Annotated in this window: 10 protein-coding genes; 1 reads left to right on the forward strand and 9 read right to left on the reverse strand. The window is 72.5% G+C overall.

Annotated elements, in window-relative coordinates; all coding sequences use genetic code 11:
• Window positions 1–51: 51 nt before the first annotated feature.
• The gene (locus tag ACQP1S_RS17995) at window positions 52–1,089 is read right to left on the reverse strand and encodes an enediyne biosynthesis protein (protein ID WP_432896691.1); all 1,038 of its coding nucleotides are present in this window, start codon (window positions 1,087–1,089) and stop codon (window positions 52–54) included.
• The gene (locus tag ACQP1S_RS18000; protein WP_432896694.1) at window positions 1,086–2,993 is read right to left on the reverse strand and encodes a CRTAC1 family protein; all 1,908 of its coding nucleotides are present in this window, start codon (window positions 2,991–2,993) and stop codon (window positions 1,086–1,088) included. The genes ACQP1S_RS17995 and ACQP1S_RS18000 overlap by 4 nt, the downstream gene beginning before the upstream one ends.
• 838 nt (window positions 2,994–3,831) lie before the next feature.
• Here ACQP1S_RS18000 and ACQP1S_RS18005 point away from each other — a divergent pair.
• Window positions 3,832–4,617 carry a helix-turn-helix domain-containing protein gene (locus ACQP1S_RS18005; protein ID WP_432896697.1) on the forward strand — a complete coding sequence of 262 codons (786 nt, stop codon included), beginning with the start codon at window positions 3,832–3,834 and terminating at the stop codon, window positions 4,615–4,617.
• 421 nt (window positions 4,618–5,038) lie between these two features.
• Here ACQP1S_RS18005 and ACQP1S_RS18010 read toward each other — a convergent pair whose 3' ends face one another.
• From ACQP1S_RS18010 to ACQP1S_RS18040, 7 genes are all read right to left on the reverse strand, one after another.
• Entirely contained in the window at window positions 5,039–5,626 is a 588-nt protein-coding gene (locus ACQP1S_RS18010) for a copper resistance CopC family protein (protein WP_432896700.1), read from the reverse strand.
• Window positions 5,623–6,204 (reverse strand): hypothetical protein, encoded by a 582-nt coding sequence (locus ACQP1S_RS18015; protein ID WP_091242936.1) that lies wholly within the window; start codon window positions 6,202–6,204, stop codon window positions 5,623–5,625. Before ACQP1S_RS18015 ends, ACQP1S_RS18010 begins: the two co-directional genes overlap by 4 nt.
• Window positions 6,205–6,344: 140 nt before the next feature.
• Window positions 6,345–6,980, reverse strand: coding sequence for a MerR family transcriptional regulator (locus ACQP1S_RS18020; RefSeq protein WP_432896704.1), 636 nt, complete (start codon window positions 6,978–6,980; stop codon window positions 6,345–6,347).
• A gap of 378 nt (window positions 6,981–7,358) precedes the next feature.
• Entirely contained in the window at window positions 7,359–8,717 is a 1,359-nt protein-coding gene (locus tag ACQP1S_RS18025) for a cytochrome P450 (RefSeq protein WP_432896707.1), read from the reverse strand.
• Window positions 8,714–9,250, reverse strand: coding sequence for a flavin reductase family protein (locus tag ACQP1S_RS18030; RefSeq protein WP_091242946.1), 537 nt, complete (start codon window positions 9,248–9,250; stop codon window positions 8,714–8,716). Before ACQP1S_RS18030 ends, ACQP1S_RS18025 begins: the two co-directional genes overlap by 4 nt.
• Before the next feature lie 16 nt (window positions 9,251–9,266).
• Complete coding sequence (locus ACQP1S_RS18035; protein WP_091242950.1) at window positions 9,267–9,710, reverse strand: acyl-CoA thioesterase; 444 nt, start codon at window positions 9,708–9,710, stop codon at window positions 9,267–9,269.
• Between the two features lie 2 nt (window positions 9,711–9,712).
• Window positions 9,713–15,472: an SDR family NAD(P)-dependent oxidoreductase gene (locus ACQP1S_RS18040; protein WP_432896712.1), complete on the reverse strand. Its 5,760-nt coding sequence runs from the start codon at window positions 15,470–15,472 to the stop codon at window positions 9,713–9,715.
• Window positions 15,473–15,583 lie beyond the last annotated feature (111 nt).

Raw genomic sequence — 15,583 nt, forward strand, 5'->3', positions numbered from 1 at the left:
ACGGACGTGGGGCCGTCCCGGCGGGACGGCCCCACGTGGTCGCGGACCGGATCAGCGAGCCAGCGCCGGTGTCGCCGGACTGACCGGCACCGACCCCCGAGCGCGCTCGCGACCACGGTCGCGCCACCAGATGCCCCACCACATCAGGCCGCGGACGGCGCAGACGATGGTGACGGCGAAGAAGAGGGTGTAGACCACGTTGAACGCGACCAGCACCCCGTAGACCGTCGCCACGGCGGACCCGAACATGAACTGGTTGCGGCCCCGGGACGGCGTCGTGCCCGGGTCGGTGATCATGTAGTTGGTGAACAGGACGAAGGCCACCCCGGTCATCGGCACCAACGCGGCCCAGATCGCCACGTCCAGCACCAGCGCCCGGACCACCGCCTGGATGACGAAGCCGCCGAGCCAGCCGACGATCAGCAGCACCTTGCGGGTGAGCATGGCGTTGAGCACCGTGCCGGCGGTGATGATGACCAGCGGGACCATGATGCTGATCGCGTCCGGCACGTTCTCGGTGAACTGGTAGGGCGGCGCGATGTTGACCCAGGAGAAGGCCAACAGCGTCACCGTGATCCCGAAGTTCGAGGGGTTCATGAAGTGCCGCATCCGGCCGTTGACCGGCGCCCGCAGGGCGGTCTTGGCCCCGATCGCGACGACGACGGCGAACGCCACCGGCCAGAACCGGTCGTTGGCGTAGAGCAGCATGTTCGCCGCCAGCGCGGTGATGTGGGTGGGCAGCAGGAAGGTGTACATCCCCCAGGCCCCGTTGCCGGCGAAGGCGGGCCGCCGCTTGCCGGCCCACGCCGCCACCATCTCGATCCCGATCTCGGCGGTGTAGCCGACCAGCAGGGCGAACAGCGGCCAGGTCCACGGCTGCTCGAAGCCGAGCAGGGTGTAGCCGATGATGTTGAAGATCGACATCGACATCGCGAAGTTGCGCAGCGCCAGGTAACGCGGGTCCTTCGCGTCCACCCGGGGGACCGCCGGTCGCGCCGTGGGCGGGGTCGCCGCGTCGACGGGCCGGGCCCCACCCGGGGCCGTCCGCACCGCGGCGTCGGTCGCGTCTTCCTGTCTGACGTCAGTCATCGGGTGATCTCCTGGGCGTCGGTGGTCAGCATCAGGTCGTGCCAACCGGCGGTGAGCGAGAGGGTCTGTCGGTGGGTCGCGCCGGTCAGGTCACGCCAGCACACCTCGGCCGACACCGGACGGTCCCCGGCGGAGCCGAGCCCGAAGAAGACGTCGAAGCTGCGCTTGCCCGAGTGACCGCCGCCGCCGTCGAGCTGGGCGACCTGGGTCAGCCCGTCGGCGGTACGGATCTTGACCTGGGCGCCGTAGGCCGGCGTCCGGGCGTCGGCCGCGCCGCCCACCGTCGGCCGGTGCAGGCGCAGCCCGAGGAAGCCGCCGGGGGACGCGGCGGTGTTGCGGTAGAAGGCCGGCGGCCCCCACTGGCGGGCGACGGCGAAGTCCTGCACGCCGTCGGCGTTGGTGTCGGCCACCGCGACGCCCCGGGTCGGGATGGGCACGTCGAGGCCCAACTCGGCGTTGAGGTTGACGAACGTCTTGCCCTGCCGCACCCAGAACGCCAGCTTGTCGTTGCCGGCGATGTCGTCGCCCGGCTCCGCCTTCGGCCACATCGCCGGGTTGCGCAGCATCAGGTCGTTGGACATCGCCAGCTCCTGGAGCCAGGCCCACCGGCTGGTGGTGCCCTTGATGAACCCGTCGGCCTGGACCACCTCCAGCGAGCCGTTGTTGTCGAAGTCGGCCATCTTGGCGTCCCAGCCCCAGCCGGTCCAGGCCATGTTCAACGAGGACGCCTTGTTGTCGTACGGCGCCACCCCACGGGTCAGCTTGGCGCGCGCGTCCTGAGGGCTGCCGGCGTTGTTCATCCAGACGAAGTTGCTCTCCTCCAGACCCCAGGAGCTGGTGATGTTGCTGACGAACATGTCGAACCTGCCCCGGCTGTCGAGGTCGCCGAAGTCGATCGACATGCCCTTGAAGGAGTCCTGACCGAGCACCATGGACTTCGGGGTGAACGCGCCCCGGCGGCCCTGCGTCTGGGCGAACCTGATCCGGCCCGGGGTCGAGACGTTGTGCAGCAGGTGGTCGTGGCCGAAGTCGTTGGCCAGGTACAGCTCGGGCAGCAGGTCACCGTCGATGTCGGCGGAGGCCGCACCGAGGGTCCAGCCGGTGGAGACCGGACCGGGCACCGCCTTCTGCTCGACGTACCGGATCGAGGGCTGGTCGCCGCCGGTGGCCGCGTCCCACCGCAGCACGTGCGCCCCGCCGGAGTTGCGGGCGTGCGACATGGACGCGTTCATCTGGACGTTCGGCTGCCCGTCCGGGTCGAGCACCTGGGTCTCGGGGAAGTAGTTGAACACGCCGATGTCCGGACGACCGTCGCCGTCGAAGTCGGCGACCGCCACCGCGTTGGTGTTCCACAGCGCGCCCTGGTAGCGGTTGCCCGGACCGGGCTGGGTGGGAATCAGCTCGGTCGGGGCGTAGCTGCCCAGCCGCAGGTCGGTGGCGCTGGCCCGGTGCAGGAACAGCACCGGCGTCCGACCCCAGTAGTAGACCAGCAGGTCGGTGCGGCCGTCGAGGTTGTAGTCGCCGGGCACGCAGCCCATCGGGGCCATGGTGGTGTCGGTGGGCAGTGGGCGGGGATCGAGGACGAAGGGCTGGTAGCGGGCCCCGCTGTCGGGTGCCGGGGTCACCACGGCGCTGTCACTGCGGGTGTCGACCAGGCAGAGGTCGTCGGCCACCCCGTTGCCGTCCAGGTCGTTGAGGGCGATCGCCGCCCCGACCGAGGAGACCCAGGACTTGATGTGCTCGTACTCCGGATTGACCTCGCGGACCGCACGGGCGGCGGGTAGGGGTGGCAACGCGATGGGCCGTTCGGCGAACTGGAACCGTGCGGCCAGCTCCGACCGCTCGGCCGCGGACGCCTCCGGGCGCTGTGCCACGACGAAGAGAATGCTCAGCAGAACGAGCACAAATGCTGCGGGAGTTGCGCGGCGAAGGAAGCCGGCAGATTGAGACGGCAACAGTCCCCCTACGTTTTCGTGGGCGCGTCGTTCGCCCGTTGACGGATCGCTTGGAAGTGCCATCGACCGGGGCGGAGATACTGATGATTACCACCCTCCGCGGCGGGGTGAATAACCAACCGATTAGCCGTCCATCAGATGACTCTCGCCCTTTCAGGGGCCACGAACATCGTCAGCCAGAAGGCCAATGGAGTCTTCTCAGAGCGTGCTCTCCCGCCGGAGCGGGCCGGACGATCGAGGACCGAACGCGCCATCACAGCGAGTCCGCCGCCGGTCGCGATGCGTCAAAGTTCTCTGACTTTGCTCTCCTCAACATCAGCCAGATCGCGAGAAGGGCGCAGGGATATCTCCCAGGGTAGGGCTATTGCCGGCTTCATGCCCACCGACAGGAGGCATCCTCGACCCACCCACCAGATCGGACGAATCCACTCGCACCACCCCCCGAGCCATCAGGTCCGCCTTCCGCAACAATGGCCGTACGCTGCGCGGACGACATCGGGGACGGTCGGACGGATAGCGAGGATCTTCGCTGGCAAATACGGCCGGAATCGATAGCACAGCTATCCATCCCGCCGGCATCGGCGCTCATTGCCGCCTATCTTTGGTCGCGCTAGCATCAACACGGCCCCAACGGCCAAAGGCAATTTCGACGGCCGCATCCGCGTTTATGCATTGATCGAGGCTTAAGGCTCCGTCAATCAGCCGGCATAGACACCGTACGCACGCAGTCGCCACAGCTGTGCCCGGGGATGCCACCGACCGACGAATCGAACACCTGGGGGAGACCGTGGAAGACGTCATTGAACGGGCGGTGGAGCGGGCCATCGTCACGATGCGGGACAACATCGCCGAGCCGCTGACCATCGACGACATGGCCCGCGCCGCGATGTTCAGCAAGTTCCACTTCTCAAGGATCTTCCGCCGGGTCACCGGCGTCTCGCCCGGACGCTTCCTCTCCGCCATCCGTCTCCAGGAGGCGAAGCACCTGCTCGTCTCCACCACTCTGAACGTCGCCGACATCAGTCTCCGGGTCGGCTACAACAGCGTCGGCACCTTCAGTTCGCGGTTCACCCGCAGCGTCGGCATGTCCCCCACCGCCTACCGGCGCTACCGCGGCTTCAGCTCACGCATTCCGGTGGACGAGACCAGGGGCAGCTCGGCCGGACGCACCTCGACGGTGCAGGGGACCGTCACCGGGCCGGACCAGGAAGACCTCGGTTTCGTCTTCGTCGGACTCTTCCCCGACCCGCTGCCCGAGGGTCGTCCGGTCCGCTGTGCGGTGCTCAACGGCGCTGGCGCGTTCGAGCTGGAGACGGTCCCCGAGGGGCACTGGTACCTGCTCGTCCAGTCGGTGCGCACCGACGGCTCCCCGACGGACGCCCACGACCTGGACCCCGAGGACATCTTCGTCGGCTCGCACGGGCCGATCATCGTCCGGCGCGACCAGGCCGTCCCCCCGATCGACATGAGCCTCAAGCCGGCCCGGTCCATCGACCCGCCGGTGCTGCTCGCGCTGCTCGACATCCGCCGGATGGCACTGGACCAGGTCGGCTACCGGGTCGAAGCGGCCTGACGGCGGGTCGGACCGCGAACCGACCGGAGCCAGCGGCGCATCCCACGGAAGGTGGGATGCGCCGCATCGCCGTGTCGGCCGGACGAACCGGACCGCGTCGGGCCGCGTCCGGGCCGGACGGCTCACGGTCGACCCGGACCCGGCCCGGCAGATCGGTCGGCGGGCCGGCCCCCGGTCGCGGCGGGCCGGACCACGGGCGCGGCGGGCCGGACCACGGGCGGTCGAGGTGACCACGGGCCGGCCACCCGGGCCCCGGGCCGCCGGGGGTCGAGGAGCCTGTACGGGGCGCGGCGCGACCGCCGGGACCACCAGGCGGTCGCGCCGGACCCGGACGCCGGACCCGGACGCCGGACCCGGACGCCGGCCCGGCAGATCAGCGGGCCGGCAGATCAGCGGGCCGGCAGATCAGCGGCCCGGCAGATCAGCGGCCCGGCAGATCCTCCGGATCGGTGGCCACCCGGGGCCGGCGCAGCAGGATCACGGACAGCGCGATCAGCAACGCCAGATCCAGCACCAGCAGCAGACCGTCCAGGGGATCGGTGCCGACATGCTGGTGCCCGGTCTCGGGCACGACAGCTGCCGGCGGCAGCAGTGGTGCGGCGCCCACGGCGAACACGCTGCGCCCGGTGCTCTGCCGCCCGTCGGTGAGCCACACGTGGTAGGCGACCGTGTAGCTGCCCTGCGGCAGGGCGGGCACCGACACCACCAGGTCGGTGCCGTCGCGTCGGGAGGCGCCGGTGGGCACCTGCGGGCCGTCCGCCGGCGTCAACGACACGTGCGCCTCGTCGGTGTCCGGCGTCCCCGCCAGCCGCAGTCGTACCTCGGTCGGCCCGGTGTCCAGCCGGCTGCCGTCCGCGGGCACGACGGCGGCGGCAACCGTCGCGGCCGGCCCGGGCGGGCTCGGCGAACGCAGCCACAGCGCGGTCACCACGGTCACCAGCACCACGGCGACGGCCGCCGTACGCGGCCCGAAGCCACGGTGGCGGCCGTCCTGTCCGGCGGCGGTCATGCCGGCGTGAGCGCCCTGACCGAACGGGGGGCGCAGGTGCAGGCCATCATCGCCTGCTCGGCGGGGGTGGGTCGCAGGTGCAGGTACATCGCCACCACCATCGGCAGGAAGACGATCGTGTTGTAGAACAGGTGCAGTTCCACCCGGGCGAAGACCAGTTGCAGCACGCTCGTCGGCACGGGACGGTCGAACAGGAAGTGCCCCGTCTGCGCTTGGAGCAGCAGCAACAGGTGCTCGATGTGGTGCCAGAACTGGATGGCCAGCGCCACCGTCCACCAGGTACGCGCACGGCCGACGAAGCCGGGCCGCAGCAGGGCCAGCCCGATGAGCATCACGATGGCGTACCCGTAGTGCAGCCACTCCGAGGTGACCAGCCAGGGCACGGCCAGCCCGAGGACGCCCCGGGACTGCGGCACCGGCCAGCCCAGCACCCAGATCTGGAACGCCTGGACGAGGTGCTCGGCCCAGTGGGCCAGCACCACGACCATGTACAGGTTCAACGCCGTCCGGTGGTAGGGACCGTTGAGCAGGCCGAGCGGGCCCGATCGGGAGTGGCGGGGTACGGCTTGGTTCGACATGTCGGGTGGTCTCCCCCTGGTCGACGGACACCGGCACCGCAGCGGGCCGGGGGACGGCAGCACGCCGCCTCTTCAGGCTGCGACCCGCGGGGCCCGGTGTCGTCTTCGAACGTGCCAACAATCTACTGTGGCCGATCGGCTCAGGCTCCCGCCGGCCGTTCGGCGGAGGCGGCGCAGCAGCCGGCCAGGTGGCTCTCCTGCGCCATCCGGCGCATCGCCTCGAAGGCCACCTCGGACAGCACGTTCCAGACCGCCATGGCGGTGGCGGAGTGCGCCGACTCGTGCCGGAACTCGTGCGTCACGATCCGTGCCGCGCTCTCGGCGTGCTCGCTGAACACGTCGATGTCGCAGTCGGCGTCGAGCCGCTGCAACGCGGTCAGCACGTGGGCGAGGGTGTCCCGGCCCGGTGAGGCGGCGTCGACCGCCCAGCCGAGCCGGTCGATGAAGTCGTCGACCTGGACGCGGGCCGGCCCGACGTCCGGGGCGTCCTCCTCGGGCTGATCCGGGAAGAGCGCCCAGATGGTGGCCCGGCACTGGGCGCCCAGGGTGAGCCCCTTGTCGTCGAGGGCGGCCAGCACCCGGCGGACCGAGGACAGGCTCAGTCGCCCGATGCCGGCCAGCACCCGGATCAGCTGGAGCCGGGCGAGGTGCTCCTCGCCGTACTCCGCCTGGTTACGCGCGGTGGGTCGGCCCGGTGGGAGCAGTCGCTCCCGGATGTAGAACTTGATCGTCGGAAGTGGAACACCACTGATCCTGGCCAGATCTGAGATGCGCATCCGTCCCCCCAGGGTCCCGGTGGCCACCGCCGGACGCCGCCCACGGCGGGGCTCCGCCGCCCGGCAGCGGCCGGTCCGAACGTATCGGCGGTGACGCCGCCGCGGACAGCGGGCGCCGGGCAGCACGGCGGGTGAAGGCCGTCGGCGCGCTCGCGATGACGGCGGTGGAGCCGCCCGTCGGTGCGACGGCGGCTCCTGGGACAGGGCGGGCACCTCGGGCCGTACCGGCCGGGGTGGTCGCCGCGCATCCGGGACTCATCGCACCTCCCCCAGCACGATGAGCAACCTGAGAGTTGCTCAGCGCAATAGTAACCAGTGTGGCCTGCGTGCCGGTTATTCGATGTTGCTGAACCACACTTCCTGGCCGTGGTCCGCCGGTCACGTCAGGGCCCGCACCGTCATCGGCAGCCCGCCCCGGATCCGCAGCGACAGCATGGGTTCCGGCACCACCCGGTGCCCGTCGGGGGTGTGCAGCCGCAGTCGGCGGCTCACCATGGCCACCACGAAGACCGCCTCCATCAGACCGAGGTGGTTGCCGACGCAGAACCGCGGCCCGGCGCCGAACGGCACGTACGCGTAGCGGGGCCGGTCGGCCGACGCCGACGGCGAGAACCGCTCCGGGTCGAACCGGTCCGGGTCGTCCCAGTAGGCCCGGTGCCGGTGCAGGGTGTACGGGCAGATCAGCACGTCGGTGCCGGCCGGCACCCGGTAGCCGCCCACCTCGTCGGCCTCCTGCGCCCGCCGGGACAGCATCCACACCGGCGGGTAGAGGCGCATCGCCTCGCTGAGCACCATCCCGATGTAGGTCAACCGGGGCAGGTCCTCGTAGGTCGGCGGCCGGTCGCCGAGCACCGCCACCGCCTCGGCCCGCACCCGCTCCCACACCTGCGGGTGCCGGTCGAGCAGGTGGAAGGTCCAGCCGAGGGTGCTGGCGGTGGTCTCGTGTCCGGCCAGCAGCAGGGTGGTCAGTTCGTCCTGCAGCCGCCGCCGGCCGACCGCGGGGTCAGCTTCCCGACGGGTCGACTCGAGCAGCCGGGACAGCGCGTCGTCGTGGTCCTCGTGGCCGGGCCGGGAACGCCGCCGCGCGGCCAGCTCGTCGACGATCTCCTCCAGCTCGCGGCGGGCCCGCCGGAACCGCATCTGCTGCGGCAGCGGCACCCACATCGGCACCAGGTTCATCGACGCCATCTCGAACATCGCCTGGTCCTGCATCGCCTCGAAGGCCGACCCGAGCGACCGGAAGCCACTCAGGTCGGCGTCGAGCAGGGTACGGCCCAGCACCCCGAGGGTGAGCCCGGTCATCTCCCGCATCATGTCGACCGGCTCACCACCGGCGTGCGTCTCGAGGCGGTCGACCAGGCGGCCGGCCTCCTCGGCGACGATCCCGGCCTGCTGGGCGATGCGGCGGGCCTGGAACACCGGCTGGATCACCCGACGCTGTTCCCGCCACAGCTCACCCTCGCTGGTCAGTAGCCCGTCGCCGAGGGCCCGCCGGGCGTGCATCAGCCCGATCCCCTTGTGGTAGTTCTGGCTGTTGTCCGCCAGCACGTGCTTGGCGTGGTCGGGGTGGTTGAAGAAGTGCAGCCCCCGCCCCGGGCCCAGCCGTACCGCGTCGCCGTAGGTCTCGGCGGCGGAGCGCATCAGGCCGAGCCGGTCGCGGCCCAGCTTCCACAGCGTGCCGAGCATCGCCACCCCGGTCGGGCCCCGGGGGACGACCCGGGGCGCGACCGGGGTCATCGGACCACCCCGCTCGGCATGGGGGTGATCTGCCGGAACCGCCCGTGCAGGAAAAGCACCGCGTCCTCCTCGTGGAGTTTCTCGGCCGACAACAACCGGCCGACGAAGATGGTGTGGTCGCCGCCCTCGTAGTCGCGCCACAGCGCGCACTCGAAGGAGGCCAGCGCGCCGGTGATCAGCGGCGCTCCGGTGAGCCGGCCGGGCCGCCAGTCGACGACGTCGAACTGGGCGGCGCCGAGCGGCCGGCGGCGGTCGGCGAAGTGCCGCGCCACGTGCTCCTGGTCGGCGGCGAGCACCGACACCGCGAAGCTGCCGGCGGCCACCAGGTGGCGGTGCATGACCGCCTCCCGGTCCACGCAGACCAGCAGCAGCGGCGGGTCCAGCGACACCGACGTGAAGGCGTTCGCGGTCATCCCGTGCGGGGTACGTCCCCCGACGGTGACCACCGTGACGCCGGTGGCGAAGGCGGCGAAGGCCCGCCGCAGCGCGGCCGGGTCGACCACCGCGTCGTCGACGCCCGCAGAGATGTCCATCGTGGTCTCCTCGCCGTCACTGGGCCCGGACGGTGGCCGTGTAGGGCGCCAGCGCCCGGGTCAGCGCCTCCGGCACCCGGGTCGGCGCGGTCCGGTTGTTGGGCCCGCGCATGCAGGCCACCCGCTGCCGCCCCCGGGCGACCAGGGTCTCGCCGCCGCCCGGGTCGAGGCGTACGTAGTCGAAGCTGAACTCCAACTGGGTCTGCACCAGGTCGACCAGGCGCATCCGGATCGACAGCTCGTCGAAGGCGGTGATCTCGGCGAAGAACTCGCAGTCGACCTTCAGGGTGAACAGCTTCAGGTCGTCCTGGAGGTCGGCCAGCACGTCCGGGGCGTGCTGCTTGAGGAACATCTCCCGGCACCGTCCCTGCCAGCGCAGGTAGTTCACGTAGTAGACGTTGCCGACGATGTTGGTCTCCTCGAAACCGACCGTGTGCGGATACTCGAAGTACTTGTCCATGCTCAACTCCACCCGTCGGTGAGCACGGCGAACACCACCGGTTCCGGGATGTCCACCAGGCTCGTGGCGAACGTGGCGACACGCAGCGGACCCGAGGCCAGGACCACCCAGCCGTCGGGGCCGCCGGGCGTCAGGGTCAGCGGAGAGTCCGCCGGCAGGCCGACCTTGCGCAGGCACTCGACCGCGCCCCACACCCGGGTCGACGCGGTGTGCGTGCTCTCGTCGCGGTCCCCGGCGATCAGCGCGGCGAGACCGGCGTGGACGCCCAGCAGGCCCGCCCAGTCCGCCGGGGAGCGCTCGGCCACCGGCTCGACGTCGCAGCCGACCGTCCCGGTCGCCGCGACCGCGAGGGTGATCCCGGCACCGTGCGCCGCCGAGACCCGGCGGTCGCCGTCGACCTCCGGTCGGCCGTCCGGGCGGTAGCGCACCTCGTGCCGGGCACCGAGGGCCCGGCCGACGGCGACCGCGGTGCGGTCCCGGCGGGGGACGTCCCCCGCGCCGTCGGGTTCCACCGCGACCGCGATCCGGGCGTCGAGCACGTCGCCCAGTCCCCGTTCCAGGTGCGAGCCGAGCAGCACCGGCAACCACGGTCCCCGGCCGCCCCGGTGCCGGACCGCCTGCAACCGCAGGCCCTCCCAGCGTTCGACGACCACCCCGGACTCGTCGCGCACCGCGATGTCGTACACGTAGGTGTCGCCGTCCCGGCTGCGTTCGGTGGCGCAGCAGCGCACCGTGCCGGTGCCGGACATCCGCGCTCCGGCCGGCCAGATCCGCTCCACGCCGACCGGCAGCAGGGTGGCGTCCGGTACGCAGACCTGGTTGCCGTGCATGAAGGCGTCCCGGGTGCCGGGGTCACCGAGCAGCAGGTCACCGGGGAGGAAGCCGGCGAACCAGGCGTCACCGCCGCCCACCGCCACCTCGGCGTCCACGTCCCGGGCGGCGGCCCGGTGGAACCGGCGCAGCCGCTGGAACCGGCCGCCCTGGAACAGCCACTCGCCGTAGAGGTCCCGCTCGGGTGCCAGCGGCACCGGCGGCAGACCCGGGTCGGTGCGTCCGGGCGGGCCGTCGGGGACGGCGGTGTCGGTGAACCGCAGCCGGGCCCGGAAGTGGTCGGTGGCATACCCGGTCTCCGCGCTGCGGATCGCCACCTGGACGACGGCGTCGTCGGTGACGGTGGCCGCCACCCGGATGACCGTGCTGCCGTCGGGCGGCACCACGATCGGTCGGGGGAACTCCACCTGCTCGACGACCGGCACGGTGGACCGGCCGGTGACGGCGACCGCCACCTGCGTCATCGCCTCCATCCCGAAGACCGCCGGAAAGAGCAGGTTGCCGTCGAGCAGGTGGTCGGCGAGGTAGCGGTCGGTGCCGGCGGTCAGCTCGACCTCGCTGACCAGTTCGACACCCGGGTAGTACGCCAGCGGTTTGTCCACGAACCGCAGCAGCGGCAGCGGCGGGCGGTCGTACCGCAGGGTGTCCATCCCCTCGGCCCGGCCGCTGACCACCACCACGGGCGGCACGTCCGGGTCGGCGAGCAGCCGCAGCAGCACCTCGACGCCCTGGTCGGGGCTGATCGGGACGACCCCTTCCCGGCTGAGCGACTCCACCACCGACAGCCGTTCACCCATCCCCACCCCGGACCAGACCGACCACTCCAGACAGAGCGCCCGGCAGCGGGGGAACCGCCGGCCGGTCTCCTCGGTCAGCCCGGCCAGCCAGTCGTTCGCGATGGCGTAGTGCGCCTCGCCACGCAGGCCGGCCCGGCCGATGATGCTGCCGAAGGTGACCAGCAGGCGCAGTTGCCCGGGGTCGACCGCGGCGAGCACCGCCCGCAGACCGTCCAGCTTGGGGGCGAAGGTCCGCCGGACCGCCGCCGCGTCCAGCGCGGTCAACGCGGCCGGCTCGTTGCGCCCCGCGCCGTGCAGCACCGCGGTCACCGGCCCCAGCGCCGCCCGCACCTCCGCCACCGCGTCGGCGACCTGCCCGGCGTCGGTGACGTCGGCCCGGGTGTAGTGCAGGGTCACCCCCCGGGCGGCCATCCGCCGCAGGTTCTCCGCCAGCTCGGTGTCCTCGGCCGGGTCGGAGCGGCCGACCAGCCCGAGTCGGGCCCCGGTCTGCTCCGCCACCGCCAGGGCGCACTCGGCGGTGATGCCCTTGCCGCCACCGGTGACCAGCAGCACGTCGGTGTCGTCGAGGGCGGGCCGGGTCCGGGACGCCCGCACCGGCAACGCCCGCAACACGGGCAGCCGTCGCGTACCGGCGTCGTCGTAGTGGCTCTCCTGGTAGCCGGTGGTGGCACCGACCTCGGCGACCACCCGGTCGACGGCCCCGGGCACCGCCGGGGTGTCCACCACCGTCACCCGCAGCTGCGGCGCCTCCAGGCGCAACGTCTTGGCCAGCCCGGTCGCGCCCCGGCCCCCCTGCACCAGCACGAACCGGGTGCCGGCCGGCCCGGCCAGGGCCTGCTTCGCCCCGGCCAGGGCCAGTTCGAGGTCTTCCTCGGCGCACTCCGGCGGCAGGCACACCAGCACACCGGAGTCGACGCCGGCCCGCTCCAGGGCGTGCCGCAGCGGCGCGGCCAACGGGTGCCCCTCGGTGGCGAAGACCTGCCACCGGCCGGGTGCGCCGCCGCCCACCGGCACCGGCGCTGCGGCCGGCTCCCGGTCGACGGTGAAGGCCCGGGTCCAGGTCGCCGCGCCGGTGACGGCCGGCGACCGGTCGTGGTCACCGGACTGGCCGGTGGCGGAGAGTTCGTCCAGCGCCACTGCCAACTCCTCGACGGTGGCGGTGGCGAAGTTGGTCGGGGCCTGGGCCGGCGGCACGTTCACCAACCGGGACGCCTCGTTGATGATCTGCCCGACGGTGATCGAGCTGAGGTGCAGGTCGTCGAGGAGCCGACTCTCGCCGTGCACCATGGCCAACGGCAGCTCGGCGCGCTCGGCGGCCAGCCGGCGCAGCATCTGCACCGTGGACTCGCCGTCGACCGGCCCGTCGGCGTCCGCCGGGGCGGGCCGGTCCGCGCGGGCCGCCACCGGCAGGTCCACCAGCGGCGCCTGCTCACAGGGGCTGGCAAAGAAGTGCTGCTCGGCCCCGATGACCAGCGGCCGGCGGAGCCGGTCGTCGAAGAGCGCCGGATAGTCGTGGGCGGCACCCACCACGAACGCCGCGGCGGCCACCCGGAGCAGCCCGCGCAGCGACTCGTCGTCGGTGTCCAGGGCCACCGCCGGCACGTCGGTGATCCCCCCGGCCAGGCCGCTGAGGATGCGACCCGGGCCGACCTCCACGAAGAGGTCGATGTCCTTGGCGGCCAGCGCCACCGCCTGCGCGAACAGCACCGGGTCGGTGATCTGGCGGCGCAGCAGCGCCCGCAGGTCGGTCTCGGCCGGCAGGGTCTCACCGGTCACGGTGGAGACCACCCGCCGACGGACCGGGCCGAAGGACTCCCGGGTCAGGTGCCCGGCGAACGCGTCCGCCGCCGGCGCCACCAGCGGCGAGTGGAAGGCGTGCGAGACCCGCAGCAGGGACGCGCCGATCCCGGCCTCGGCGGCCAGGCCGAGGGCGGCCTGGACCGCCTCCTCGGTGCCGGCCACCACGGTCTGCTCCGGCCCGTTGTAACCGGCGATCACCACGGGTACGCCGGCCACCAGCGCGGACACCCGCTCCGGTCCGGCGTTGACGCTCGCCATCACCCCGGAGGAGCTGTGCTCGGTCATCGTCCGGCCGCGGGCGCGGGTCACCCGCAGCAGGGTCTCGTCGTCCATCGCGCCGGCCCAGTGCAGGGCGGACAGCTCACCGAGGCTGTGCCCGACCGCGACGGTCGCGTCCAGCCCCAGCAGGTCCAGGGCGGCCAGGCCGGCCCGCGACCCGGTGACGATGCGCGGCTGGGCCAGCGCGGTGGCCACCATGTCCCCGGTGACCGGCAGGTCGGCCCGGCGGAACACCTGGTCCACCTCGGTCAGCCGGCGGCGCAGCGCCCCGCCGCTGGTCCCGCGGCCGGCGCCCTGGCCGGGGAAGAGGTAGCCGAGCCGGCCGGCGCCGCCGACGTGGCCGAGGAAGCTGCGGCCGTCGCCGTCGACCAGCCGGGTCTCGCCGGAGTCGAGCAGCTCGCAGAGCCGCCGCAGCCGCTGCTGCGCGTCGGTGGGCGAGGAGACCACCACCGCCGCCCGGTACGGCCGGTCGGCCAACTGGTCGTGCAGGGTGGCCGCCACGTCGGCGAGCTGCCCCTGGGCCAGGGTCGGCACGTAGTCGCGCAGTTCCCGCAACCGGTCGCGCAGCTCGTCCCGCGAGGACCCGTCGACCAGGAACAGCTCCGCGTCCTGCACGGAGGTGGCGAGTCGGGCGGTCCGGGTGTCGAAGGCGACCCGGCGGGCCGTCCCGGCCCGCTCCAGCACGACATGGGTGTTGATGCCGCCGAACCCCATCGCGGTGATGCCGGCGCGCACCGGCTGACCGTCCGGCCACGGTTCGGCCGTCCGCAGCACCCGCAGTGTCGCGTCGTCGCGGGTGAGCAGTTCGTGCGGGTCGACGCAGCCGAGCGCGGGCGGCAGCACCTGGTGGTGCACGGCCAGCGCCGCCTTGATCAGGCCGGCCACGCCGGCCGCCGCCTTGGTGTGCCCGATCATGCCCTTGATCGAGGTGATCACGGCGGGCGGGGCGGTCGGATCGGCCTGTCGCCGGGCCTCCGACAGGGCGGTCAACTCGGTGGCGTCCCCGACCGCCGTGCCGGTGCCGTGCCCCTCGAACAACGGCACCGACTCGATGCCGAACCCGGCCCGCTCGTACGCCCGGCGCAGGGCGAGCTGGTAGCCGTTGACCTCGGGACGGGTGATGCCGCCCTTGCCGTCGGAGGAGATGCCCCAGCCGGCGATGGTGGCGTAGCTGCGGTGGCCGGCGGCGAGCGCGTCCGCCTCGCGCATCAGCACCACCATCCCGCACCCCTCCCCCGGCCAGAAGCCGTTGGAGTGCCGGTCGTAGACCCGCATCTCGTCGCGGGCCAACGCGCCGGTCTTGGCGAAACCGACGATCTCGAACGGGTCGATCGACAGGTCCACCCCACCGGCCACCGCGACGTCGAGGTCATCGTCGAGCAGGGCCCGGCAGGCGGTGGCGACCGACAGCAACGACGAGGAACAGGCGCCGTCGACGGTGTACCCGCCGCCGTTGAGGTCGAAGTAGTTGCAGATCCGGCCGGCGATGGTGTTGGACAGGCCACCGGCGAGGGTGTCCTCGTCGATCGCCGGGAAGGGTGCCTTGTACTGCTCCTCCAGCCCGTCGAGGAAGGTCGCCAACCGGTCGTCGTCCCAGCCCTGCTGTTGCAGCGCGGTGGCGACCGTACGGCGGACGAACGGCCAGCGCAGCCGCATGACGTTGGCGCGGGCGAACTCACCGGTGAGGGTGTTGCCCACGATCACACCGGTGCGGTCGCGGGGCAGCCCCTCCCCCAGCGGGAAGCCGGCGTCGCCCAACGCCTTGGTGGCCATGTCCAGGGCGAGCCAGTGGGTCAGGTCGGTGGAGCGGTACGTGCTGCCGGCGATCTTGTAGGCGAGCCGGTCGAACTCGTACCCCTCGATGACGGCGGCGGTGCGGGCGTAGAACCGGTCCGGGGTGCTCGGCTCGGCGTCCCAGTAGTCCGCCAACCGCATGCGGACGTCGGGCAGCGCGCGGAAGGCCCGGCGACCGGCGAGGGCGTTCTCCCACAGTTCTCGGGGCGAGGTGGCGTCCGGGTATCGGCACGCCATGCCAACGATGGCGATCCTGGTCATGCGGGCACGATCTCCTTACCGTTCGGGTCGCCACGGGCGTGGCGAGGCGCCTGCCGAGGCGTGGGCAGGTGTGGCGCCTGCCGAGGCGTGAGCAGGTGTGGGGAGGCTTCG

Origin of the sequence: Micromonospora matsumotoense, from assembly GCF_050951065.1 — a bacterium.
Taxonomy (GTDB): Bacteria; Actinomycetota; Actinomycetes; order Mycobacteriales; family Micromonosporaceae; genus Micromonospora; species Micromonospora matsumotoensis.